The 22,594-nt window shown below is 66.4% G+C and carries 35 protein-coding genes and 1 pseudogene; all 36 read right to left on the reverse strand.

Annotation, left to right across the window (positions count from 1 at the left end; translation table 11 throughout):
• Positions 1 to 72: 72 nt before the first annotated feature.
• Complete coding sequence (gene coaA, locus IFU11_RS17890; protein WP_064296681.1) at positions 73 to 1,026, reverse strand: type I pantothenate kinase; 954 nt, start codon at positions 1,024 to 1,026, stop codon at positions 73 to 75.
• Positions 1,027 to 1,072: 46 nt separating this feature from the next.
• Positions 1,073 to 2,434, reverse strand: coding sequence for a phosphoglucosamine mutase (gene glmM / locus IFU11_RS17895; RefSeq protein WP_192019828.1), 1,362 nt, complete (start codon positions 2,432 to 2,434; stop codon positions 1,073 to 1,075).
• 25 nt (positions 2,435 to 2,459) lie between these two features.
• Positions 2,460 to 2,945 (reverse strand): 30S ribosomal protein S9, encoded by a 486-nt coding sequence (gene rpsI / locus IFU11_RS17900; RefSeq protein ID WP_064296683.1) that lies wholly within the window; start codon positions 2,943 to 2,945, stop codon positions 2,460 to 2,462.
• A 28-nt stretch (positions 2,946 to 2,973) separates the two neighbouring features.
• Positions 2,974 to 3,420: a 50S ribosomal protein L13 gene (gene rplM / locus IFU11_RS17905; RefSeq protein WP_071259493.1), complete on the reverse strand. Its 447-nt coding sequence runs from the start codon at positions 3,418 to 3,420 to the stop codon at positions 2,974 to 2,976.
• Between the two features lie 176 nt (positions 3,421 to 3,596).
• Positions 3,597 to 4,541 (reverse strand): tRNA pseudouridine(38-40) synthase TruA, encoded by a 945-nt coding sequence (truA, locus tag IFU11_RS17910; protein WP_124768824.1) that lies wholly within the window; start codon positions 4,539 to 4,541, stop codon positions 3,597 to 3,599.
• Positions 4,531 to 5,544, reverse strand: coding sequence for a GNAT family N-acetyltransferase (locus IFU11_RS17915; protein WP_192019829.1), 1,014 nt, complete (start codon positions 5,542 to 5,544; stop codon positions 4,531 to 4,533). Before IFU11_RS17915 ends, truA begins: the two co-directional genes overlap by 11 nt.
• Positions 5,545 to 5,638: 94 nt before the next feature.
• The gene (rplQ, locus tag IFU11_RS17920; RefSeq protein WP_192019830.1) at positions 5,639 to 6,196 is read right to left on the reverse strand and encodes a 50S ribosomal protein L17; all 558 of its coding nucleotides are present in this window, start codon (positions 6,194 to 6,196) and stop codon (positions 5,639 to 5,641) included.
• 44 nt (positions 6,197 to 6,240) lie between these two features.
• Entirely contained in the window at positions 6,241 to 7,233 is a 993-nt protein-coding gene (locus IFU11_RS17925; protein WP_056008091.1) for a DNA-directed RNA polymerase subunit alpha, read from the reverse strand.
• 200 nt (positions 7,234 to 7,433) lie between these two features.
• Positions 7,434 to 7,731, reverse strand: a pseudogene (gene rpsK / locus IFU11_RS17930) (30S ribosomal protein S11); the annotation flags it as partial.
• A gap of 41 nt (positions 7,732 to 7,772) precedes the next feature.
• The gene (gene rpsM / locus IFU11_RS17935; protein ID WP_064296688.1) at positions 7,773 to 8,147 is read right to left on the reverse strand and encodes a 30S ribosomal protein S13; all 375 of its coding nucleotides are present in this window, start codon (positions 8,145 to 8,147) and stop codon (positions 7,773 to 7,775) included.
• 162 nt (positions 8,148 to 8,309) lie between these two features.
• Positions 8,310 to 8,423, reverse strand: a complete 114-nt coding sequence (gene rpmJ, locus IFU11_RS17940) for a 50S ribosomal protein L36 (protein ID WP_021759549.1) — start codon at positions 8,421 to 8,423, stop codon at positions 8,310 to 8,312.
• Between the two features lie 80 nt (positions 8,424 to 8,503).
• Positions 8,504 to 8,725 (reverse strand): translation initiation factor IF-1, encoded by a 222-nt coding sequence (infA, locus tag IFU11_RS17945; RefSeq protein WP_017885304.1) that lies wholly within the window; start codon positions 8,723 to 8,725, stop codon positions 8,504 to 8,506.
• 149 nt (positions 8,726 to 8,874) lie between these two features.
• On the reverse strand, positions 8,875 to 9,759 hold the full coding sequence (locus IFU11_RS17950; RefSeq protein ID WP_199862371.1) for an aminodeoxychorismate lyase: 885 nt from the start codon (positions 9,757 to 9,759) through the stop codon (positions 8,875 to 8,877).
• A 57-nt stretch (positions 9,760 to 9,816) separates the two neighbouring features.
• Positions 9,817 to 10,656, reverse strand: coding sequence for a type I methionyl aminopeptidase (map, locus tag IFU11_RS17955; protein ID WP_124768821.1), 840 nt, complete (start codon positions 10,654 to 10,656; stop codon positions 9,817 to 9,819).
• 21 nt (positions 10,657 to 10,677) lie between these two features.
• Entirely contained in the window at positions 10,678 to 11,283 is a 606-nt protein-coding gene (locus IFU11_RS17960; RefSeq protein ID WP_124768820.1) for an adenylate kinase, read from the reverse strand.
• Positions 11,280 to 12,608 (reverse strand): preprotein translocase subunit SecY, encoded by a 1,329-nt coding sequence (gene secY, locus IFU11_RS17965; protein WP_064296691.1) that lies wholly within the window; start codon positions 12,606 to 12,608, stop codon positions 11,280 to 11,282. The genes IFU11_RS17960 and secY overlap by 4 nt, the downstream gene beginning before the upstream one ends.
• 93 nt (positions 12,609 to 12,701) lie before the next feature.
• Positions 12,702 to 13,298 carry a 50S ribosomal protein L15 gene (gene rplO / locus IFU11_RS17970; RefSeq protein WP_079705265.1) on the reverse strand — a complete coding sequence of 199 codons (597 nt, stop codon included), beginning with the start codon at positions 13,296 to 13,298 and terminating at the stop codon, positions 12,702 to 12,704.
• Entirely contained in the window at positions 13,298 to 13,480 is a 183-nt protein-coding gene (rpmD, locus tag IFU11_RS17975) for a 50S ribosomal protein L30 (protein ID WP_079001710.1), read from the reverse strand. Before rpmD ends, rplO begins: the two co-directional genes overlap by 1 nt.
• A complete protein-coding gene (gene rpsE, locus IFU11_RS20435; protein ID WP_229939737.1) occupies positions 13,480 to 14,148 on the reverse strand; it encodes a 30S ribosomal protein S5 in 669 nt (222 codons plus the stop codon). Before rpsE ends, rpmD begins: the two co-directional genes overlap by 1 nt.
• Positions 14,149 to 14,186: 38 nt before the next feature.
• On the reverse strand, positions 14,187 to 14,546 hold the full coding sequence (gene rplR, locus IFU11_RS17985) for a 50S ribosomal protein L18 (protein WP_064296693.1): 360 nt from the start codon (positions 14,544 to 14,546) through the stop codon (positions 14,187 to 14,189).
• A gap of 2 nt (positions 14,547 to 14,548) precedes the next feature.
• Positions 14,549 to 15,085, reverse strand: coding sequence for a 50S ribosomal protein L6 (rplF, locus tag IFU11_RS17990; protein ID WP_064296694.1), 537 nt, complete (start codon positions 15,083 to 15,085; stop codon positions 14,549 to 14,551).
• 6 nt (positions 15,086 to 15,091) lie between these two features.
• Complete coding sequence (rpsH, locus tag IFU11_RS17995) at positions 15,092 to 15,490, reverse strand: 30S ribosomal protein S8 (RefSeq protein ID WP_064296695.1); 399 nt, start codon at positions 15,488 to 15,490, stop codon at positions 15,092 to 15,094.
• Between the two features lie 145 nt (positions 15,491 to 15,635).
• Positions 15,636 to 16,220 carry a 50S ribosomal protein L5 gene (gene rplE / locus IFU11_RS18000; protein WP_056008119.1) on the reverse strand — a complete coding sequence of 195 codons (585 nt, stop codon included), beginning with the start codon at positions 16,218 to 16,220 and terminating at the stop codon, positions 15,636 to 15,638.
• Entirely contained in the window at positions 16,220 to 16,579 is a 360-nt protein-coding gene (gene rplX / locus IFU11_RS18005; RefSeq protein ID WP_056008121.1) for a 50S ribosomal protein L24, read from the reverse strand. The genes rplE and rplX overlap by 1 nt, the downstream gene beginning before the upstream one ends.
• 3 nt (positions 16,580 to 16,582) lie before the next feature.
• Positions 16,583 to 16,951, reverse strand: a complete 369-nt coding sequence (gene rplN / locus IFU11_RS18010; RefSeq protein WP_064296696.1) for a 50S ribosomal protein L14 — start codon at positions 16,949 to 16,951, stop codon at positions 16,583 to 16,585.
• Positions 16,952 to 16,982: 31 nt separating this feature from the next.
• Positions 16,983 to 17,303: a 30S ribosomal protein S17 gene (rpsQ, locus tag IFU11_RS18015; protein ID WP_056008125.1), complete on the reverse strand. Its 321-nt coding sequence runs from the start codon at positions 17,301 to 17,303 to the stop codon at positions 16,983 to 16,985.
• Positions 17,304 to 17,305: 2 nt separating this feature from the next.
• A complete protein-coding gene (rpmC, locus tag IFU11_RS18020; protein ID WP_064296697.1) occupies positions 17,306 to 17,641 on the reverse strand; it encodes a 50S ribosomal protein L29 in 336 nt (111 codons plus the stop codon).
• Complete coding sequence (rplP, locus tag IFU11_RS18025; RefSeq protein WP_056008131.1) at positions 17,641 to 18,060, reverse strand: 50S ribosomal protein L16; 420 nt, start codon at positions 18,058 to 18,060, stop codon at positions 17,641 to 17,643. The genes rpmC and rplP overlap by 1 nt, the downstream gene beginning before the upstream one ends.
• A gap of 2 nt (positions 18,061 to 18,062) precedes the next feature.
• On the reverse strand, positions 18,063 to 18,851 hold the full coding sequence (rpsC, locus tag IFU11_RS18030) for a 30S ribosomal protein S3 (protein WP_064296699.1): 789 nt from the start codon (positions 18,849 to 18,851) through the stop codon (positions 18,063 to 18,065).
• Complete coding sequence (rplV, locus tag IFU11_RS18035) at positions 18,851 to 19,243, reverse strand: 50S ribosomal protein L22 (RefSeq protein ID WP_056008137.1); 393 nt, start codon at positions 19,241 to 19,243, stop codon at positions 18,851 to 18,853. The genes rpsC and rplV overlap by 1 nt, the downstream gene beginning before the upstream one ends.
• Positions 19,244 to 19,269: 26 nt before the next feature.
• Entirely contained in the window at positions 19,270 to 19,551 is a 282-nt protein-coding gene (gene rpsS, locus IFU11_RS18040) for a 30S ribosomal protein S19 (RefSeq protein ID WP_064296700.1), read from the reverse strand.
• 12 nt (positions 19,552 to 19,563) lie between these two features.
• On the reverse strand, positions 19,564 to 20,403 hold the full coding sequence (rplB, locus tag IFU11_RS18045; protein WP_064296701.1) for a 50S ribosomal protein L2: 840 nt from the start codon (positions 20,401 to 20,403) through the stop codon (positions 19,564 to 19,566).
• A gap of 28 nt (positions 20,404 to 20,431) precedes the next feature.
• On the reverse strand, positions 20,432 to 20,731 hold the full coding sequence (rplW, locus tag IFU11_RS18050; RefSeq protein ID WP_056008147.1) for a 50S ribosomal protein L23: 300 nt from the start codon (positions 20,729 to 20,731) through the stop codon (positions 20,432 to 20,434).
• A complete protein-coding gene (gene rplD, locus IFU11_RS18055; RefSeq protein ID WP_124768819.1) occupies positions 20,728 to 21,393 on the reverse strand; it encodes a 50S ribosomal protein L4 in 666 nt (221 codons plus the stop codon). The genes rplW and rplD overlap by 4 nt, the downstream gene beginning before the upstream one ends.
• 4 nt (positions 21,394 to 21,397) lie before the next feature.
• Positions 21,398 to 22,051, reverse strand: coding sequence for a 50S ribosomal protein L3 (rplC, locus tag IFU11_RS18060; protein WP_056008154.1), 654 nt, complete (start codon positions 22,049 to 22,051; stop codon positions 21,398 to 21,400).
• 24 nt (positions 22,052 to 22,075) lie between these two features.
• Positions 22,076 to 22,384, reverse strand: a complete 309-nt coding sequence (gene rpsJ / locus IFU11_RS18065; protein ID WP_005050520.1) for a 30S ribosomal protein S10 — start codon at positions 22,382 to 22,384, stop codon at positions 22,076 to 22,078.
• Between the last annotated feature and the right edge of the window lie 210 nt (positions 22,385 to 22,594).

The following is a 22,594-nucleotide window of genomic DNA, read 5'->3' on the forward strand; positions in this document are numbered from 1 at the left end:
CCGGCGCTCAGCCTCAGAGCAGGACGGTCTCGCCGAGATCCACCGGTTCCCGGGCCCTTCCTCTGCCGCGGGTCAGAGCTTGCGGAGCAGCACCGAGGACACCGTGTGATCGGAGTCCTTCCGCAGCACGAGCTTGGCGCGCGAGCGGGTCGGGCGGATGTTGTCGATGAGGTTCGGTTCGTTGATCGAGCGCCAGAACCCACGCGCCTGATCAGCCGCCTCCTCATCGGAGAGCTCGGCGAACACGTTGAAGAAGGAGTTCGGGTTCGAGAACGCGCCCCGCTTGAGCGCCATGAAGCGGTCCACGTACCAGGACTCGATGTCGCGCGTCCGTGCGTCGACGTAGATGCTGAAGTCGAACAGGTCGCTGATCGCGAGTCCGCTCGCCGTCGCAGCCGGCTGCAGCACGTTCAAGCCCTCGACGATCAGGACGTCGGGGCGCCGGACGACGACCTGCGCCGTCGGGATGATGTCGTAGCGCAGGTGCGAGTAGAACGGTGCCCGCACCTCGGCGGCACCGCTCTTCACCGCGGTGATGAACCGCAGGAGCGCGCGCCGGTCGTAGGACTCGGGGAAGCCCTTGCGATCCATGATGCCGCGCCGCTGGAGCTCCTCGTTCGGATAGAGGAAGCCGTCGGTCGTCACGAGTTCGACGTGCGGGGTGTCCGGCCAGCGTGACAGCAGCTCGCGCAGGAGCCGCGCGATCGTCGACTTGCCGACGGCCACGGAACCCGCCACGCCGATCACGAACGGCGTCCGGAGGGCCTGGTCGCCGAGGAACCGGCTCGTCGCGCGCCCGAGGTCCTGAGTGCCCTTCGCGTAGAGGCTCAACAGCCGGCTGAGCGGCACGTAGACCTCCTCGACCTCACGCATGTCGAGACGGTCGCCGAGGCCACGGATCTGCACGACCTCGGTCTCGCTGAGCGGTGTGGCCGTCTCCGGAGCGAGTCGCGCCCATTCGGCACGGTCGATCTCCACGTAGGGCGTCGGCTGCCCGGAGGCACCGCCCGTCGTCGTCGAAGTCATGCGATCACTCTTCCACAGCTGAGGTGCCGACCCGCCGCCGGACGACTCAGATGGCGAGTCGCTCGCGGACGACGTCGGCGAGGCGGTGCGCCAGACGATCGGCGGTCGGCTGGTCGGCCGCCTCGACCATGACGCGGACGAGCTGCTCGGTGCCGGACGGCCGCAACAGCACGCGTCCGTCGTCTCCGAGCTCGACTTCGGCAGCCTGTACGGCAGCGTCGACGACCTCGTCGCCGACGAGGCGCGTGCGGTCGACACCCGTGACGTTGACGAGGATCTGCGGGTACACCTGCATCACCGCAGCGAGCTCCGCGAGCGTCTTCCCGGTGCGCGCCATCTCGGCCACGATGTGCAGGCCGGTGAGGATGCCGTCGCCGGTGGTCGCGTAGTCGGCCATGATCACGTGGCCCGACTGCTCACCGCCGAGCGAATAGGCGTTCGCGTTCATCGCCTCGAGGACGTAGCGGTCGCCGACCCCGGTCTGGACGACGTTGATGCCGTGCTCGCGCATCGCGACGTGCAGGCCGAGGTTGCTCATCACCGTGGCGACGAGCGTGTCGTACTTGAGCTTGCCGCGCTCCTGCATCGAGACGGCGAGGATGGCCATGATCTGGTCGCCGTCGACGACCTTGCCCGCAGCGTCGACCGCGAGGCAGCGGTCGGCGTCGCCGTCGTGTGCGATGCCGAGGTCGGCACCGTGCTCGAGGACCGCCTTGGACAGGAGGTCGAGGTGCGTGGAGCCGACGCCGTCGTTGATGTTCATGCCGTCGGGGTCGTTGCCGATGATCGTGACCTTGGCCCCGGCGTCGCGGAAGGTCTCCGGCGACACTCCCGCGGCCGCGCCGTGCGCGCAGTCGAGGACGACATGGATGCCGTCCAGGCGGTTCGGGAGGCTGCCGAGCAGGTGGAGGACGTAGCGGTCCTCGGCGTCGGCGAAGCGGATGATCCGGCCGACGTCTGCACCGGTCGGGCTGAGCTTGGGGCGGTCGAGGTACTCCTCGATCCGGCGTTCCACGGCGTCGGGCAGCTTCGTACCGCCGCGGGCGAAGATCTTGATGCCGTTGTCGGGCGCGGGGTTGTGCGAGGCGGAGATCATCACGCCGAAGTCGGCGTCGATGTCGGCGATGAGGAACGCCGTCGCGGGCGTGGGCAGCACGCCGGCCTCGAGCACGTCGACGCCCGAGGACGCCAGGCCCGCGGCGACGGCGGCGGACAGGAACTCGCCGGAGATACGTGGGTCGCGTGCGAGCACGGCGACCGGGCGCTTCCCGGCGGCACGGCGGGCCTCAGCACTACGGCCTTGCCCAAGCACCACTGCGGTGGCTTGGGCAAGGCCGAGAGCGAGGTCTGCCGTCAGGTCGGCGTTCGCGAGTCCGCGTACGCCGTCGGTACCAAACAGCTGAGGCATCGAGCTTCGCTTGTCTTGAGAGCGCTTAGCGCTTCGAGAACTGCGGAGCCTTACGGGCCTTCTTGAGTCCGGCCTTCTTGCGCTCCTTGACGCGAGCGTCACGGGAGAGGAAGCCGGCCTTCTTCAGGGTGGCGCGGTTGTTCTCCTCGTCGATCTGGTTCAGCGAGCGAGCGATGCCGAGGCGCAGCGCGCCGGCCTGGCCCGAGGGGCCACCACCGGAGATGCGTGCGATGACGTCGTAGCCCCCGGCCAGGTCGAGGACGGTGAACGGGTCGTTGATGAGCTGCTGGTGCAGCTTGTTCGGGAAGTAGTCCTCGAGCGTGCGGCCGTTGACCGTGATGGTGCCGCTGCCGGGGACGAGACGCACGCGGGCGATGGCCTGCTTGCGACGGCCGACGGCTGCGCCGGGGACGCTCAGCACGGCGCGAGGCGCGGTGACTGCTGCTTCAGGAGCCGACTCGGTGGAGTAGCTCTGCGGGGTCTCTTCGATGGAATCTGCGATGTTCGCCACTGTGTAATCCTTTTTTCTTGTCCGGTGCTTACTGGGCGACCTGGTCGAGCGTGAACGGCTTGGGCTGCTGAGCGGCGTGCGGGTGCTCGCTGCCCGTGTAGACCTTGAGCTTCTTCAGCTGGTCGCGGCCGAGCGTGTTCTTCGGCAGCATGCCGCGGATCGCCTTCTCGACGGCGCGGATCGGGTTCTTCTCGAGGAGCTCGGCGTAGGTGACGGCCGAGAGCCCACCCGGGTAACCGGAGTGGCGGTAGGCCTTCTTCTGCAGGAGCTTGGCGCCGGTGAGGGCCACCTTGTCGGCGTTGATGATGATGACGAAGTCGCCACCGTCCATGTGGGGGGAGAAGGTCGCCTTGTGCTTGCCGCGCAGGAGCGCTGCAGCGTGGCTGGCCAGGCGGCCGAGGACCACGTCGGTGGCGTCGATGACGACCCAGTCGTGCGTGATCTCACTGGCCTTCGGGGAATACGTGCGCGTCACAATAGTGCTGCTTTCTGGTCGGAGTTGGTCGTTCGTGAATCCCGCTCCTGTTGGGTGTTCCGAACGGAACGCCCGAGGTGGAGGGCTCAACTTCGGGTACCGCGCCGCAGAAGGCGCAGGCACCAACGGGAGAGTCTACGCGACGACGTCCCGGCGGTCAATTCCCACCGGGAACCTCACTCGGCGCTCGCTTCCACGTGCTCGTGGCTCCGCCGCTGACGGGTCTCGGCGGCCCGCGCGTGCAGCAGCCCCGGCTCGGGGTAACCGACCTCGACGAGGGTGAGCCCGCGCGCCGGCATCACCCGGAAGTCGATCTCCCGCCGCCCGCCGTCGCGGAGCCGGACGACCTCGTCGAGCGACATGCGCCCCTCCCCCACGGCGACGCAGGCGCCGACGAGCGCCCGCACCATGCTGTGGCAGAACGCGTCGGCGGTGAGGCTCGCCACGAGCACTCCCGCCTCGTCCCGCTCCCAGCTGAAGGACTGCAGGGTCCGGATGGTCGTCGCGCGCGGTCTCGGTTTGCAGTACGCCTGGAAGTCGTGGAGCCCGACGAGCGAGGTGGCCGCCCGGTGGACCAGCTCGACGTCGAGCGACGCCGTCGTCCAGCTCGTCGTCCGCCGGAGGATCGGGTCCTTGCGGACGTCGGCGTCCGCGAGGCGGTAGCGGTAGTGACGCCAGACCGCCGAGAAGCGCGCGTCGAAACCCTCCGACGCCGGTTCCGCCGTGTGGATCACGACGTCGCGGTCCATCCCGAGCACGCCGTTCAGTCGACGCACGAGGAGGGAGCTCGCGGTCTCGTTCCGCGGCGTACCGTCGTGGAACTCGGCGTGGCGCCCCTGCAATCGCGTGATCTTCGCGAGCTGCGGCTCGGTGAGGTCGAGGTGCGCCACCTGACCGGCCGCGTGCACCCCGGCATCCGTCCGTCCGGCCACCACGAACCGCGGCATCGGCGGGACGGTCTTGCCGAGCACGCGATACAGCGCCTCTTCCAGGACCCCCTCGACCGTCCGGAGCCCCGGCTGCTTCGCCCATCCGGCGAAGTCCGTGCCGTCGTACGCGATGGCGAGCCGGAACCGCTGGGTCGGGAGGACGTCCGCTGCCGCGACCTGCTCAGCGCTCACGGACGTACGCCAGATCACGCGTCGTCGCGACGAAGCCCTGTCGTTCGTACAGCCCGAGTGCACCCGTGGGGCTGGCCGTGTCGACCTCCAGCGTCGCCCGCTCGAGGCCGGCTGCCTGGATCCGACGAAGCGCCGTGGCCAGCAGAGCCGGTGCGAGTCGTCGGCCACGCCAGTCGCGCACGGTCCCGACGAGGGCGATGTACGCGCTGGTGAACCCCTGCGCGGACCAGCTGTCCTCGTCCACCTCGGCCAGCGTGAAGCCGACGACCCGTCCGTCGTCGTCGATCGCGACCACCGAGAGGTCGGCTCGGAAATGGGACCCGCCGACGAACTGCTCCCACATGGCCGGGACCGTCTCCAGGCTGCCCCAGTGGTCCCGGAACGAGTCGTTCCGAGCCTCCCTCGTGCGTTCGGCCACGTCCGGGTGGTACGCCTCGACCCGGACACCGTCGGGCACGTCGATCTCGTCGACGGGCGCGGAGAGATCGCGTTCCATGATCGTGAAGTACCGCGCCACGGCGAAGCCGAACCGCTCCAACAGGCGCGCCGCCCCCGGGTTCCGTTCGTCGACGTAGGCGCGGGACGAAGCTGGAGCACCAGTCTCGACGGAGGCCAGCTGCTGCTCGGACCGTTCCAGCGACCACGCGAGCAGCGCTCGGCCGATCCCCCGCTCACGCCATGCGGGATGCACGCCGCCGAAGACGTACGAATAAACGGACACGTCTCGTGAGGGCGACAGGATCACCATCGCGTAAGCGACCAGCGTGCCGTCGGCGGCGATCGCCAGCAGGCTGTCCGCAGCCATGTCGATCCACGCGTGGTCGAACTGGTCCGCGATCTCGTCGCGGCTCGTCACCCGGTGGGGGTTGTCGAACGGATCCATGGCGCGGCACAGCGCCACGATGTCGTCGATGTCCGCGCGGACCGCCGGACGCCATTGGTCGACGTCGGGGTGCTGTGGCAGGGCCGGCTGGCCGGCCGGAACGGCGGGAGTGGTACTCATGTCTCCAGCCTAGGACACCGTCGCAGCGCCGCCAGGAACGACGGAACCCCGCCCTCCAGGTGGAGAGCGGGGTTCCGATCGTGTGTCGCTGAACCTACTTGGCGTCCTTCGCGGGTGCCTCGTCGGTGGTCTCGCCGGCGTCGATGGACTCGCCGTCGGTCTCGGTCGCCTCGACGGCTTCCGTCGCCTCGGCGTCGGCCGAGGTCTCGGCGGGGGTCTCCTCGGCCGGAGCCTCGTCGACCGGCGCTGCGGCGTGCTTCGCGGACTGCTTGGCCGGCTTCGCCTTCGGCGTGACGGGCTCGAGGACGAGCTCGATCACGGCCATCGGAGCGTTGTCGCCCTTGCGGTAACCGGTCTTGATGATGCGCGTGTAGCCACCCTGACGGTCGGCGACGAGGGGCGCGATCTCCGTGAAGAGCTCGTGGACGACGCTCTTGTCGGTGATGGTCGCGAGCACCCGACGGCGGGCGTGCAGGTCGCCGCGCTTCGCGAAGGTGATCAGGCGCTCAGCGAGCGGACGCAGGCGCTTCGCCTTGGTCTCGGTGGTCTGGATGCGCTTGTGGGTGAACAGCGCAGCAGCGAGGTTGGCGAGCAGCAGACGCTCGTGGGCAGGTCCGCCTCCGAGGCGGGGTCCCTTGGTGGGAGTAGGCATTCTTGTCTCTCTTCAGGTTGGAAAGTCGTCAGGTGGATCGCGTGCTAGGAGACGGTCTCGTCGTCGTAGCCGCTGTAGAAGTGGGCGCCGTCGAACCCGGGAACCGAGTCCTTCAGGGAGAGGCCCATTTCGGTGAGCTTGTCGCGAACTTCATCCACCGACTTCTGTCCGAAGTTGCGGATGTTCATGAGCTGCGTCTCCGACAGCGCGACGAGCTCGCTGACGTTGTTGATGCCCTCGCGCTTGAGGCAGTTGTACGAGCGCACGGAGAGGTCGAGGTCCTCGATCGGGATCGAGAGCTCGCCCGGCAGCACGGCGTCGACCGGCGCGGGGCCGATCTCGATGCCCTCTGCGGCGGTGTTGAGCTCGCGAGCCAGGCCGAACAGCTCGGTCAGCGTGCGACCGGCCGACGCGATGGCGTCGCGCGGCGTGATGGCCGGCTTCGACTCGACGTCGACGACCAGGCGGTCGAAGTCGGTGCGCTCACCGGCACGAGTCGCCTCGACGCGGTAGGTCACCTTGAGGACGGGCGAGTAGATCGAGTCGACGGGGATCTGACCGGCTTCGCTGAACTCGTTGCGGTTCTGCGTGGCCGACACGTAGCCGCGGCCACGCTCGATCGTGAGCTCGAGCTCGAACTTCGCCTTGTCGTTGAGGGTCGCGATGACGAGGTCCGGGTTGTGGACCTCGACGCCGGCCGGAGCCGAGATGTCGGCTGCGGTGACCTGGCCTGCGCCGGTCTTGCGGAGGTACGCCGTGATCGGCTCGTCGTGCTCGCTGGAGACGACGAGGCCCTTGATGTTCAGGATGATCTCGGTGACGTCTTCCTTGACACCGGGGATCGTGCTGAACTCGTGCAGCACGCCGTCGATGCGGATGCTGGTGACGGCTGCACCCGGGATGGACGACAGCAGGGTGCGACGGAGCGAGTTCCCGAGGGTGTACCCGAAGCCTGGCTCGAGCGGCTCGATGATGAACCGGCTGCGGAACTCCGAGATGGATTCTTCGGTGAGCGTAGGGCGCTGTGCGATGAGCACTATGGATTCCTTTCGGCTAAGTGTCCGCTATATGACACTTGCGTTGGCGAGGTAGTGAATGGTGTTCGCTGGCCCTGGTCACCAGGACCATGCCGTGATCCGTCCGCGGCGATCAGACGATCGCTACGGACGGATCACGGCCGGTGAACCGAAGGAATTAGACGCGGCGACGCTTCGGGGGGCGGCAGCCGTTGTGTGCNTCGCGGTCTCGCGGCCGGAGCCGGGTCCCTTGACGAAGACGTCGACCTTCTTCATGCCGTGCTCCTGCGCCTGACGCGCAGCCGACTCGGCGGCGAGCTGTGCGGCGAACGGGGTCGACTTGCGCGAACCCTTGAAGCCGACGCCACCGGACGAAGCCCAGCTGATGACCGCGCCCGAGGGGTCGGTGATCGAGACGATCGTGTTGTTGAACGTCGACTTGATGTGGGCCTGGCCCACGGCGATGTTCTTCTTTTCCTTCTTACGCGGCTTCCGAACGGCCGACTTTGGTGCTGCCATGAATATCTCCTGAGTCCTATGACGAGGCGACTAGGCGGGGCCTAGCGAGCCTTCTTCTTGCCGGCGACGGTGCGCTTCGGGCCCTTGCGGGTGCGCGCGTTGGTCTTGGTGCGCTGGCCGCGGACCGGAAGTCCACGACGGTGACGGATGCCCTGGTAGGACCCGATCTCCACCTTGCGGCGGATGTCGGCGGCGACCTCACGGCGGAGGTCACCCTCGACCTTGAAGGTGCCCTCGATGTAATCGCGCAGGGCGATCAGCTGGTCATCGGTGAGATCCTTCACGCGGATGTCTCCGCTGATGCCGGTGTCGGCGAGGGTCTTGAGTGACCGCGTGCGGCCAACACCGTAGATGTACGTCAGTGCAACTTCCACGCGCTTGTCGCGTGGGATGTCTACGCCGGCGAGACGTGCCATGGTGGCTTCTCCTAGGAGTTGTGGAGGTGTGGAGCAGTTCCGGTGCTCGGGCCTCCGACCCGAGGTGTCACCCGCGGCGCACGATGTGCTGCGGGATCTGGAACTGCCGTTAGAGGGGTGGTGCTGTGTTGCTCAGGGCTGCGTGCTGCAGATCCTCTGAGATCAACCCTGGCGCTGCTTGTGGCGCGGGTTCTCGCAGATGACCATGACGCGGCCGTTGCGACGGATGACCTTGCACTTGTCGCAGATCTTCTTGACGCTGGGCTTGACCTTCATAGTTCTCTCTTTTCGCTGTCATCGTGCCGGGCCCACCACCGGATGGTGGCGGCGCGTCCGGCCGTTACTTACAGCGCGACCTACTTGTAGCGGTAGACGATCCGACCACGGGTCAGGTCGTAGGGGGTCAGTTCCACGATCACGCGGTCCTCTGGGAGGATGCGGATGTAGTGCTGACGCATTTTGCCCGAAATGTGGGCAAGTACCTTGTGTCCGTTGGTCAGCTCAACGCGGAACATCGCGTTGGGCAGAGCCTCGACCACTTGGCCCTCGATCTCGATGACGCCGTCTTTTTTGGCCATAGCCTCACTGTCGCTCAGGTTGAGTCGCACTGGTCGTGCGGATGGATTGCGGTGCGGATGTCGGCTCGCCGAAGGCATGCAGAAAGCACCAAAGATCGATTCTATGCTATGTTTCCGGGTTTCGCCAACTCAACGTCGGCCAGGGCCCGTCAGTCGGTGCGGGAGCGCAGCGCGTCGTTGATCTGCGCCGTGAGACCGGCGTCCATCGGCAGCGGACGCCCGTCCACGCCACGCACCGGCGCGGCCAGTCGGACGCTGGAGAGCAGCCAAGCCGCCTCCGCGTCGAGCATGTCCTCCGGTGTCAGCATCCGGTACTCGTGCGGGAGCCCCTGCTCCTCGAGATGGGCCCAGAGCGCGAGCTGCGTGGTGCCGGGCAGGATGCCACTCGACGGAGGCGGTGTCACGAAGGTGCCGCCGATCCGCACGACCACGGTGGAGGTGGGGCCCTCGAGGACGAAGCCGTCGCTGCTGACGAAGAGCACGTCGTCCGCTCCACGTCGGTGCGCCTCACGGAGCGCGGCCATGTTGACCGCGTACGACAGCGTCTTGGCACCGGCGAGCAGCCACGGCGAACGCTCCTGCACGTCGCTCGGGAGGCCTCGGTCGAGTAGGACGACCTCGATGCCGTTCTCGCGCTCGGGGAACCCGTCAGCCGGTGTCGCCGAGATCCACGCGGTCGGGCGTCCGCCACTCCCCCGCGTCACGACGAGTCGGACGGCGCTCTGATCGACGGCGGGGAGTTCCGCGACCGCGCGGGCGATGGCGAGCCGCCACTGTGCGTGGTTCGGCGCGGGCAGATCGAGGATCGCCGCCGACTCGGTCAGCCGATCGAGGTGCGCCTCGACCGACTGCGGGTGCCGGCCGACGACACCGATCGTCTCGAAGATCCCATCCCCCCGCGCGGGGCCCATGTCGAAGACGCTCAACACGCCGGACCCGTCGCCGGCCGGCGTGATCGTGGCCGCGAGGTCGGCGTCGTCGATGACGGTGTCCGCAGGGAGGACGTCGAGAAGGAACACGATCGGCACGCTCATGCCGAGCAACTCTACCGGGACGTGCGAGGTCCGGACGGCGACCGGGCGGCCGCTCGGTCAGGCGGGACGGACGGGGGTGACGCCGAACGCGGCGAGGGCCGCGGCCCCGCCGTCGTGAGCGGTCAGGACCCAGATGCCGTCGCGATGCACGGCGACGCTGTGCTCCCAGTGGGCAGCCGAACCACCGTCGAGCGTGGCGACGGTCCATTCGTCGTCGCGGACGAAGGTGTCGGGGCTCCCGGCGACCACCATGGGTTCGATGGCCACCACGAGTCCGGGCTTCACTTCGGGGCCACGCTGGCGGACCCGGTAGTTGAACACCGGTGGCGCCTCGTGCATCGTGCGTCCGATGCCGTGCCCGACGTAGTCGGTGAGGATGCCGTAGGGCTTCCCCTCGGGTGAGTGGTCCTCGACGTACTCCTCGATCGCGGCACCGACCTGGTTGAGGTGTCGGGCGGTCGCGAGCTCGGCGATCCCGGCCCACAGCGAACCCTCCGTCACCGCAGAGAGCCGCTCGCGCTCGGTGACGAGCTCCGGGCGCGTGGGATCGGGCAGCACGATGGTCATCGCGGAGTCGCCGTTCCAGCCGTCGATCTCGGCGCCGCTGTCGATCGACACGATGTCGCTCGCCTGCAGCACGCGCGACCCGGGGATGCCGTGGACCACGTCCTCGTTGACCGAGGTGCAGACCGTGTGGCGATAGCCGGGGACGAGCTTGAAGTTGGAGTGCCCGCCTGCCGCGACAATGGCCGCCTCGGCAGCCGCGTCGAGTTGCAGCGTCGTCACCCCGGGGGCGACGAGCGCGCGAACCGCATCGAGCGATGCCGCGGTGGCCAGCCCCGGCGCGATCATGGCGCGGATCTGGTCAGGGGTCTTGTAGATCGACTTCCGGAACACCGTGGTGGACGTGTCGGTGCGTCAGACGGCCGGAACGATGATGCCGCGGGCTGCGAGGGCCGCGTCGATCCGCGCGGTCACCTCGGCGACCTCGCCGAGACCGTCGACGGCCACGACGAGTCCACGAGCGGTGAAGACCTCGATCAGCGGGGCGGTCTCCTGCGCGTAGAGCTCCAGCCGGTGACGGATGACCTCTTCCGTGTCGTCGGGACGACCTTCGGCTTCTGCACGCTTCAGCAGCCGTACGACGACCTCTTCGGTGTCGGCCTCCAACAGCACGACGGCGTCCAGACTCGCTCCACTCTCGGCGAGCAGCGCGTCCAGCGCGACGACCTGGTCGGTCGTCCGCGGGTATCCGTCGAGCAGGAATCCGTCGATCGCATCAGGCTCGTGCAGACGGCCCCGGACGATCTCGTTGGTGACCGAGTCGGGAACGTACCCGCCCCCGCGCACGAGCTCCTGGACCTGCTTGCCGAGCGGTGTGCCGCCCTTGATGTGAGCGCGGAAGATGTCGCCCGTCGAGATCGCGGGGATGCCGAAGCGCTCCGAGAGGAAGGCCGCCTGCGTGCCCTTGCCGGATCCCGGAGGACCGACGATGAGCAGACGGGGCTTGCCGGCCGCGCTCAACGCAGGAGCCCTTCGTAGTGGCGCTGCTGGAGCTGCGAGTCGATCTGCTTGACCGTCTCGAGCCCGACACCGACGATGATGAGGATCGATGCGCCGCCGAACGGGAAGTTGGCGTTCGCGCCCACCAGCGCCAGGGCGATGAGCGGCAGGAGGGCGATCAACCCCAGGTAGATCGATCCGGGCAGGGTCACGCGGGTCAGGACGTAGTCGAGGTATTCGGCCGTCGGGCGTCCGGCACGGATGCCGGGGATGAACCCGCCGTACTTCTTCATGTTGTCGGCGACCTCTTCAGGGTTGAAGGTGATCGCGACGTAGAAGTAGGTGAAGCCGACGATGAGCAGGAAGTACATGAGCATGTACAGCGGGTGGTCGCCCTTGGTGAGGTACTGCTGGATCCACAGGACCCAGGGTGCCGGGGTACCGGTCGTCGGCTGGTTGAACTGCGCGATGAGGGCCGGCAGGTACAGGATCGACGACGCGAAGATGACGGGCACCACACCGGCCATGTTGACCTTGATGGGGATGTAGGTGTTGTTGCCGCCGTACGTCCGGCGTCCGACCATGCGCTTCGCGTACTGCACCGGGATGCGACGTTGCGACTGCTCGACGAAGACGACTAGTCCGACGATCACGAGGCCGACGGCGAGTACGAGGAGGAAGACCTCCGGGCCCTTCGCGGTCCAGATGGCGGCCAGCGAGCCCGGGAAGGTGGCTGCGATCGAGGTGAAGATGAGGAGCGACATGCCGTTGCCGACGCCGCGCTCGGTGACGAGCTCGGCCATCCACATGACGAGGCCGGTGCCCGCGGTCATGGTGACGACCATGAGGAGCATGCCGTACCAGGTGCCGCCCTGGGCGGTGATGAGGTCGGCGCAGACGCCGCCCTGGTTGCCGAACAGTGCACCGCTCTTGGCGACCGTGATGAGCGTCGTCGACTGGAGGATGCCGAGGAAGATCGTGAGGTACCGCGTGTACTGCGTCAGCTTGCCCTGGCCGGCCTGGCCTTCTTTGTGCAGCGTCTCGAAGTGCGGGATGACCACGCGGAGGAGCTGGACGATGATCGACGCGGTGATGTAGGGCATGATGCCCAGCGCGAAGATGGAGAGTTGGAGGAGCGCGCCACCACTGAAGAGGTTGACGAGCTCGTAGAGGCCTGATGCGCCGGCGGCCTGCTGGTTCGCGAGGCACTGCTGCACGTTCGGGAAGTTCACGAACGGAGCGGGGATGAAGGACCCCAGCCGGTAGATGGCGATGATCCCGAGCGTGAACCCGATCTTGCGACGAAGATCCGGGGTCCGGAAGATCCGGCCGATGGCGCTGAACAAAAGGGGCCTCCTGTGAGATGTTGCGGGGTCGGCCCGGGTGACCGGCATGATGCCGGCCACCCGAGTGAGCTCCTGTGCGGAGCCGGCCGAGGGCTACTTGACGCTGCCCCCGGCTGCCACGATCTTCTGCTCAGCTGAGCCGGAGACCTTGTCAACCGCGACATTCAGCTTAACCGAGATGTCACCGTTTCCGAGAACCTTGACCTTCTCGTTCTTCCGGACGGCACCCTTGGCGACGAGGTCCACCGTGGTGACGTCGCCACCCTTCGGGTACAGCTCGGCGAGCTTCTCCAGGTTCACGACCTGGTACTCGACGCGGAAGGGGTTCTTGAAGCCACGGAGCTTCGGGGTGCGCATGTGCAGCGGCATCTGCCCACCCTCGAAGCCGACCTTGACGTTGTAACGCGCCTTCGTACCCTTGGTACCGCGACCAGCGGTCTTACCCTTGGACGCCTCACCACGGCCGACGCGCATCCGGGACTTCTTGGCTCCGGCGGCCGGACGCAGGTGGTGCACCTTCAGGACCTGCTCGCGCTTCTCAGCGGGCTCGTCCTTCGCGGGCTTCTTGGCGGCAGCAGCCTTGGGGGCAGCCTTCGCCTTGGGCTCGGCCTTCGCGGCAGCCGTCTTCGGAGCTGCCTTCGCAGCGGCCTTGGGGGCCTTCTCCTCAGTGGTTTCGTTCTTCTCAGCCATTAGTCGATCTCCTCAACCTGTACGAGGTGAGCAACAGTGTTCACGTAGCCGCGGTTCTGCGCGTTGTCCGGGCGGACGACGACAGCACCGATGCGACGGAGACCCAGGCTGCGAAGCGTGTCGCGCTGGTTCTGCTTCTCACTAATTCTGCCCTTGATCTGGGTGATCCTCAGCTGGGCCATCAGGCACCTACCTTCGCAGCAGCGGCCGCCTGAACGGCCTCTGCCTCTGCACGGAGCAGGCGGGCCGGAGCGACCTGGTCGAACTCGAGACCACGACGGGCTGCAACGGCACGAGGTTCCTCGAGCTGCTTCAGCGCCGTGACGGTCGCGTGGACGATGTTGATCGTGTTGGACGAACCGAGCGACTTGCTCAGCACGTCGTGGATGCCGGCGCACTCGAGGACGGCGCGGACGGGACCACCGGCGATGACACCGGTACCAGCGGCGGCGGGGCGCAGGAGCACCACACCGGCTGCTGCCTCACCCTGGGTGGGGTGCGGGATGGTCGAGCCGACGCGCGGGACGCGGAAGAAGTTCTTCTTCGCCTCTTCGACGCCCTTCGCGATCGCGAGCGGGACTTCGCGAGCCTTGCCGTAGCCGACGCCGACCATGCCGTTGCCGTCACCGACGACCACGAGGGCGGTGAAGCTGAAGCGACGACCACCCTTCACGACCTTCGAGACACGGTTGATGGTCACGACGCGCTCCAGGAACTGGCTCTTGTCGCTGTCGCGGCTACCGCGGTCGCGGTTGGGGTTGCGCTCGCGGCCTCCGCGGCGCGCCTCGCGCGGCTCGCGGTCGCCGGTGGGCGCCGTCGATGCCGCGGTCTCGACCGGGGCCTCGGCCACGGTCGCCACAGGCTCTTGCTGCTGCTTGTTGTCTTCGCTCACAGGTTCAATCCGCCCTCTCGAGCACCATCGGCAATTGCTGCCACGCGACCTGCGTAGCGGTTGCCTCCACGGTCAAATACGACATCGTCGATGCCGGCTGCCTTGGCACGCTCGGCGATGAGTTCGCCGACCTTGCGCGACTTGGCGGTCTTGTCGCCGTCGAACGTCCGGAGGGTGTCCTCCATGGTCGAGGCGGAGACGAGGGTGTGACCCTTCGTGTCATCGACAACCTGCACGAACACGTGACGGGCTGAACGGTTGACGACGAGGCGCGGACGGACCGCGGTGCCCTCGACCTTCTTGCGCAGACGCGTGTGGCGACGGCCACGTGCGGCAGTCTTCGTTGGACGAGCCATGGTTACTTACCAGCCTTTCCGGCCTTGCGACGCACGATCTCGCCGGCGTAGCGCACACCCTTGCCCTTGTACGGCTCGGGCTTGCGGATCTTACGGATGTTGGCGGCGACCTCGCCGACGGCCTGCTTGTCGATACCGGCGACCGTGAGCTTGTTGTTGCCCTCGACGGTCAGCGTGATGCCGACCGGCGGCTCGACGGTGACGGGGTGCGAGAAGCCGAGCGCGAACTCGACGGCGCTGCCCTTCTGAGCGACGCGGTAACCGGTACCGACGACCTCGAGGCCCTTGGTGTAGCCCTGGGTGACGCCGATGATCTGGTTCGCGATGAGCGTGCGGGTCAGGCCGTGGAGCGAGCGCGAGTTGCGCTCGTCGTCGGGACGCGTGACGAGCAGCTGTGCGTCTTCGAGCTTGACCTCGATGGGGCTCGCGACGGTGAGCTGGAGCTCACCCTTCGGGCCCTTGACGGTGACGTTCTGACCGGCGACGTCGATGGTGACGCCTGCCGGGATGTCGATGGGGAGTCTTCCAATACGAGACATGACTGGCTACCACACGTAGGCGAGGACTTCCCCACCCACGCCCTTCTTCTCGGCCTGGCGGTCCGTGAGGAGGCCGCTGGAGGTGGACAGGATGACGACGCCGAGGCCGCCGAGGACCTTGGGGATCTCGTTCGACTTCGCGTAGACGCGGAGGCCGGGCTTCGAGACGCGCTTGATGCCGGCGATGGAACGCTCGCGGTTCGGGCCGAACTTGAGGCTCAGCGAGAGCGTCTGTCCGACGGCCGCGTCAGCGACCTCCCAGCCGGAGATGTAGCCCTCGGACTTGAGGATCTCGGCGATGTTCACCTTGAGCTTGGAGTGCGGCATCGACACGGTGTCGTGGTGCGCCGAGTTCGCATTGCGCAGTCTGGTCAGCATGTCTGCGACCGGATCTGTCATGGTCATATCGAGTGTTTCCTTTGTTCACCAGGTTTCGACATCCTGTGCAAGGGTGCCGACCTGTGGTGGTTGAACCGTTCTGGGCAGGAGTGCCCCGAACGGGCGGAAGCCCGGTCCTCGACATACACCGAGGACCGGGCAGAAGCTCAGCCTACTTGGACTCAGCCGCCTTGAACGGGAAGCCGAGCGCCTTGAGCAGCGCGCGACCCTCGTCGTCGTTCTTGGCCGTGGTCACGACAGTGATGTCGAAGCCGCGGACACGATCGATCTTGTCCTGGTCGATCTCGTGGAACATGGACTGCTCCTGGAGACCGAAGGTGTAGTTGCCGTTGCCGTCGAACTGCTTGTCCGAGAGACCGCGGAAGTCGCGGATACGCGGAAGAGCGAGGCTCAGCAGGCGGTCGAGGAACTCCCAAGCGCGGTCGCCACGAAGCGTGACGTGAGCGCCGATGGGCTGACCCTCGCGCAGCTTGAACTGCGCGATGGACTTGCGTGCCTTGGTGACCTGCGGCTTCTGGCCGGTGATCTTGGTGAGGTCCGAAACAGCGCCGTCGATGACCTTGCTGTCGCGAGCGGCCTCGCCCACACCGGTGTTGACGACGACCTTCACGAGTCCGGGCACCTGGTGCACGTTCGTGAAGCCGAAGTCCTTCTGCAGCTGCGGAAGGATCTCAGCGCGGTACTTCTGCTTGAGACGGGGCTGGATTTTGCCAGTCGCCACTTCTGTGTCGGTCATTACAGGTCCTTACCTGACTTCTTGGCGTAACGAACGCGGACCGTCTTGGTGACGCCGTCCTTCGTGACTTCCTCGTTGCGGTGGCCGACCTTGGTCGGGCCTTTGGTCTCCGGGTCGACGAGCGCGACGTTGGAGATGTGGATCGAAGCCTCGACGGTCTCGATGCCGCCGGTCTTCGTTCCACGCTGGGTCTGGCCGACACGGGAGTGCTTCGTGACGTAGTTGACGCCCTCCACGATCACCCGGTTCTTGTCCGCCAGGACCTCGATGACGCGACCCTGCTTACCGCGGTAACCACCGCGGTCCTGCTTCGGGCCGGAGACGACCTGAACCAGGTCGCCCTTCTTGATCTTTGCCATGACTTAGATAACCTCCGGCGCCAACGAGACGATCTTCATGAACTTCTTGTCACGAAGCTCGCGACCGACCGGTCCGAAGATGCGGGTACCACGGGGGTCCCCGTCAGCCTTCAGGATGACAGCGGCGTTCTCGTCGAACTTGATGTACGAACCGTCGGAACGACGGGTCTGCTTGCGGGTGCGGACGATGACCGCCTTGACGACGTCGCCCTTCTTGACGTTGCCACCGGGGATCGCGTCCTTGACGGTCGCGACGATGGTGTCACCGAGGCCCGCGTAGCGGCGGCCGGAGCCACCGAGCACGCGAATGGTCAGGAGCTCCTTGGCGCCGGTGTTGTCGGCGACCTTGACTCGTGATTCTTGCTGAAGCATTGTTCGCTTTCCTCTCAGTAAGCCGCGAGGCCTACTTGGCCTTCTCGAGAATCTCGACCAGACGCCAGCGCTTGGTGGCGCTGGTGGGGCGGGTCTCGCTGATCAGGACGAGGTCGCCGATGCCGGCGGAGTTCGCCTCGTCGTGAGCCTTGACCTTGGAGGTGCGGCGGATGACCTTGCCGTAGAGCGGGTGCTTCACGCGGTCCTCGACCTCGACGACGATGGTCTTCTCCATCTTGTCGCTGGTCACCAGACCACGGCGGGTCTTGCGGTAGCCACGAGCAGCGGCGTCCTTGACGTCGTGCTCGGCCGACTCGTGACCCTCGGGGGCCTTGTCAGTAGCGGTAGCCATGTCTAGGCCTCCTTCGTGGTCTCGGCGTCGGCTGCAGCGGTGTCCTCGGACTTCGGTGCGGCCTTGGCCTTCTTGGTCTTCTTCTCGGCCTTGGCCTCGACGACCTCGACGGTCGGCGTGGCCCGGATGCCGAGCTCGCGCTCACGGATGACCGTGTAGATGCGAGCGATGTCGCGCTTCACGGCGCGCAGGCGGCCGTGGTTCTCGAGCTGCCCCGTGGCCGACTGGAAGCGCAGGTTGAACAGCTCTTCCTTGGCCTTGCGGAGCTCCTCGATGAGGCGCTGGTCTTCAAAGGTGTCGAGCTCGACGGGGGTGAGCTCCTTGGATCCGATCGCCATTATGCGTCGCCCTCCTCGCGCTTGATGATGCGTGCCTTGAGGGGCAGCTTGTGGATTGCACGGGTCAGCGCCTCGCGGGCCAGGGTCTCATCGACTCCGGCGACCTCGAACAGCACACGACCCGGCTTGACGTTCGCGACCCACCACTCGGGCGAACCCTTACCGGAACCCATGCGGGTTTCGGCGGGCTTCTTGGTCAGCGGACGGTCGGGGTAGATGTTGATCCACACCTTTCCGCCACGCTTGATGTGACGCGTCATGGCGATACGAGCGGACTCGATCTGACGGTTGGTCACGTAAGCGGGCGTCAGGGCCTGGATACCGTACTCACCGAACGACACCTTGGTGCCACCGGTCGCCTGGCCGGAACGGCCGGGGTGGTGCTGCTTCCGGTGCTTGACTTTGCGTGGGATCAACATGGTTATGCCTCAACTCCTGCGGCGGCGGGCGCCTCAGCAGCTGCCTTGGGGGCGCTGCTCGGACCGGCGTTCCGACGGGGGCGGTCGCCACCGTCGCGACGTTCCGGACGCGTCGACTTCTGGTTGGCCTGCTCGCGAGCAAGCTCCTTGTTGGTGATGTCGCCCTTGTAGATCCAGACCTTCACGCCGATGCGGCCGAACGTGGTCTTCGCCTCGTAGAAGCCGTAGTCGATGTTCGCGCGGAGCGTGTGCAGCGGCACACGGCCTTCGCGGTAGAACTCGGAACGGCTCATCTCGGCGCCGCCGAGGCGGCCGGACACCTGGATGCGGACACCCTTGACGGTGGACGTGCGCTGAGCGCCCTGCAGGCCCTTACGCATCGCGCGGCGGAAGGCCACACGTGCGGAGAGCTGCTCGGCGATGCCCTGCGCGACGAGCTGAGCGTCGGCCTCGGGGTTCTTGACCTCGAGGATGTTCAGCTGGATCTGCTTCTTCGTGAGCTTCTCGAGGTCGGCGCGGATGCGCTCGGCCTCGGCGCCACGGCGACCGATCACGATGCCCGGACGGGCGGTGTGGATGTCGACGCGGACCCGGTCACGGGTGCGCTCGATCTCGATGCGGCTGACACCAGCGCGGTCGAGCGAGGTCGCCAGCAGACGGCGGATCTTGACGTCTTCCGCGACGAAGTCGCTGTAACGCTGACCCTTCTTCGTGCTGTCGGAGAACCAACGCGACACGTGGTCGGTCGTGATTCCCAGACGGAAGCCGTATGGATTGACTTTCTGACCCATTACTTGCTCACCTTCTTGGCCTTGGCAGCGCCGGCAGTCTCATCAGGCGTCGAGAGCTCGACGGTGATGTGGCTGGTGCGCTTGAGGATGCGGAACGCGCGGCCCTGTGCGCGGGGGCGGAAACGCTTGAGGGTTGCACCCTCATCGACGTACGCCTTCGCGATGTACAGGTCCTGCTCGTCAAGGAACACGTTGTCCTTGTCGGCCGTGACGCGAGCGTTCGCGATGGCCGAGGCAACGAGCTTGTAGATGGGCTCGCTGGCGCTCTGTGGTGCGAACTTCAGGATGGCCAAGGCCTCCTGAGCCTGCTTGCCACGGATGAGCGCGACGACACGACGGGCCTTCTGGGGGGTGACGCGGATGTGTCGCACGCGGGCGATCGACTCCACCATTTCTCTTCCTCCTTCACGTCACCGCGTTAGCGGCGACGGCCCTTCTTGTCGTCCTTCACGTGTCCACGGAAGGTGCGGGTGGGCGCGAACTCGCCGAGCTTGTGCCCGACCATCGTCTCGGTGACGAACACCGGGATGTGCTTGCGACCGTCGTGGACGGCGATGGTGTGACCCAGCATCGCCGGGATGATCATCGATCGACGCGACCAGGTCTTGATCACGTTCTTGTTGTTGGCCTCGTTCGCCGTGACGACCTTGCGGAGCAGGTGGTCGTCGACGAAGGGGCCCTTCTTGAGACTGCGTGGCATCTTCTCTTACTCCTACTTACGCTTCTTGCCGGCGGTACGACGACGAACGATGAGCTTGTCGCTTTCCTTGTTGGGGTGGCGCGTGCGGCCTTCCTTCTGGCCCCACGGGCTGACCGGGTGACGTCCACCGGAGGTCTTGCCCTCACCACCACCGTGCGGGTGGTCGATCGGGTTCATCGCGACACCACGGACGGTCGGGCGGACGCCCAGCCAGCGCTTACGGCCGGCCTTACCCCAGTTGATGTTCGACTGCTCGGCGTTGCCGACCTCACCGATGGTGGCGCGGCAGCGCAGGTCGACGTTGCGGATCTCACCGGACGGCAGGCGGAGCTGCGCGTACGGGCCGTCCTTCGCGACGAGACGCACCGATGCACCCGCGGAGCGGGCCATCTTCGCGCCGCCGCCGGGACGGAGCTCGATCGCGTGGATGACCGTACCGGTGGGGATGTTCTTCAGCGGCAGGTTGTTTCCGGGCTTGATGTCCGCGCCGGCACCCGACTCGACCACGTCGCCCTGGCTGAGCTTGTTCGGAGCGAGGATGTACCGCTTGGTGCCGTCCACGAAGTGGAGCAGCGCGATACGCGCGGTGCGGTTGGGGTCGTACTCGATGTGAGCGACCTTGGCGTTGACGCCGTCCTTGTCGTTGCGACGGAAGTCGATCAGACGGTACTGGCGCTTGTGGCCACCACCGATGTGACGCGTCGTGATGCGGCCCTGGTTGTTGCGACCACCGGTCTTCGACAACGGACGAAGCAGCGACTTCTCCGGCGTGGTGCGGGTGATCTCCGCGAAGTCCGCGACAGACGAACCGCGACGACCAGGAGTCGTGGGCTTGTACTTACGAATAGCCATTTCTTATTCCTCTTCGTTCCCGGCCGTCTTAGCCAACAGCCGTGAAGATGTCGATGGAACCCGACTTGAGCGACACGATGGCGCGCTTGGTGTCCTTGCGCTTGCCGGTGCCGAACTTGGTGCGACGGGTCTTGCCCTGACGGGTGAGGGTGTTGATCGAAGCGACCTCGACACCGAAGATCTTCTCGATGGCGAGCTTGATCTCGGTCTTGTTCGAGCGCGGGTCGACGAGGAAGGTGTACTTGCCCTCGTCGATCAGGCTGTAGCTCTTCTCGGAGACGACCGGCGCGAAGATGACGTCGCGGGGGTCCTTGTTGATCGCGGTCATGCCGAGACCTCCTCGGTTGCGGCCGTGTTGCCGGTCTTGCTGGCGACGAATGCCTCGAAGGCGGCCTTGGTGAAGACGATGTCGTCGGAGACGAGCACGTCGTATGCGTTCAGCTGGTCGTACGACAGCACGTGCACGTTCTGCAGGTTGCGGACGCTGCGGAGGCTGAGCTCGTCGTCGCGCTGGAGGACGATCAGGACGTGCTTCGAGGAAGCGACGTTCGTCAGGTACTCGGACACGGCCTTCGTCGACGGCTTCTCACCGATCGAGAGGGAGTCGACGACGTGCAGGCGGCTGCCGCGTGCGCGGTCGGAGATGGCGCCGAGGAGAGCCGCGGCGATCATCTTCTTGGGGGTGCGCTGTGCGTAGTTGCGGGGCACTGGACCGTGGACGATGCCACCGCCGGTCATCTGAGGTGCACGGATGGAGCCCTGACGAGCGTTACCCGTACCCTTCTGCTTGAACGGCTTGCGGCCGGCACCGGACACTTCGCCGCGGCGCTTGGTCTTGTGGGTCCCCTGGCGGGCGGCAGCGAGCTGCGCGACGACCACCTGGTGGATGAGCGGGATGTTGGTCTGAACGTCGAACACCTCGGCAGGAAGGTCGACGGTGCCGGCCTTCTTGAGCTTGGTGTCGAGCACGTCGAGAGTAGCGATAGCCATGGAACTACGCTCCCTTCACTGCGGTGCGGACGAATACGATGCGGCCACGAGCGCCGGGAACGGCACCCTTGACGAGCAGCAGGCCCTTCTCGGCGTCGATGGCGTGAACCCGGAGGTTCAGCACGGTGACGCGCTCGCCACCCATACGACCGGCCATGCGCATGCCCTTGAAGACACGGCTCGGGGTCGAGGAGGCGCCGATGGAGCCCGGCTTGCGGTGGTTGCGGTGAGCACCGTGAGATGCGCCCGTTCCCTTGAAGTTGTGACGCTTCATGACACCGGCGAAACCCTTACCCTTCGAAGTGCCGACGACGTCGACCTTCTGGCCGGCCTCGAAGACACCGTCGACGGTGAGCTCCTGGCCGAGCGAGTACTCGGATGCGTCGGCAGTGCGGACCTCGGTGAGGTGGCGACGCGGCGTCACGCCGGCCTTGTCGAAGTGACCCGCGTCAGGCTTGCTGACCTTGCGGGGATCGATCTGGCCGTACGCGATCTGCACGGCGTCGTAGCCGTCGACCTCGGGGGTGCGAACCTGCGTGACCACGTTGGGCGTGATCTCGATGACGGTGACGGGAACGAGCTTGTTGTTCTCGTCCCACACCTGGGTCATGCCGAGCTTGGTGCCGAGCAGACCCTTGCTGGTCTTCGTGTTAGACATGTCTTCCTTCCGTCTCTACCGAGCTCAGAGCTTGATCTCGATGTTGACGTCCGCCGGCAGGTCGAGACGCATGAGCGAGTCGACGGCCTTCGGGGTCGGGTCGATGATGTCGATCAGACGCTTGTGGGTGCGCATTTCGAAGTGCTCCCGGCTGTCCTTGTACTTGTGCGGCGAACGGATCACGCAGACCACGTTCTTCTCCGTCGGAAGCGGCACGGGGCCGACGACGGTTGCGCCTGCACGGGTGACCGTGTCGACGATCTTGCGCGCCGAAGTATCGATGACCTCATGGTCATACGACTTCAGTCGGATGCGGATCTTCTGTCCCGCCATGTGTGACTCACTCTCTGTCTCGCGTCGTGCGGATCGCTCCGTATTGGACGCATATCGTGCGCTTTGCAACGTTCGGTTGCTCCGCGCCATTGGCACTACTGGTGTCGCACCACTGTTCTGCTGTCAACGACCACTCGTGTCTTGCGACCCTCGTGGTCATCCACCGGCTTCCACCCCGACTCGTGGTCGGCGCTGGGCGTAGCACTGCTA

Source organism: Plantibacter sp. CFBP 8804 (genome assembly GCF_014841225.1).
GTDB classification, from domain to species: domain Bacteria; phylum Actinomycetota; class Actinomycetes; order Actinomycetales; family Microbacteriaceae; genus Plantibacter; species Plantibacter auratus.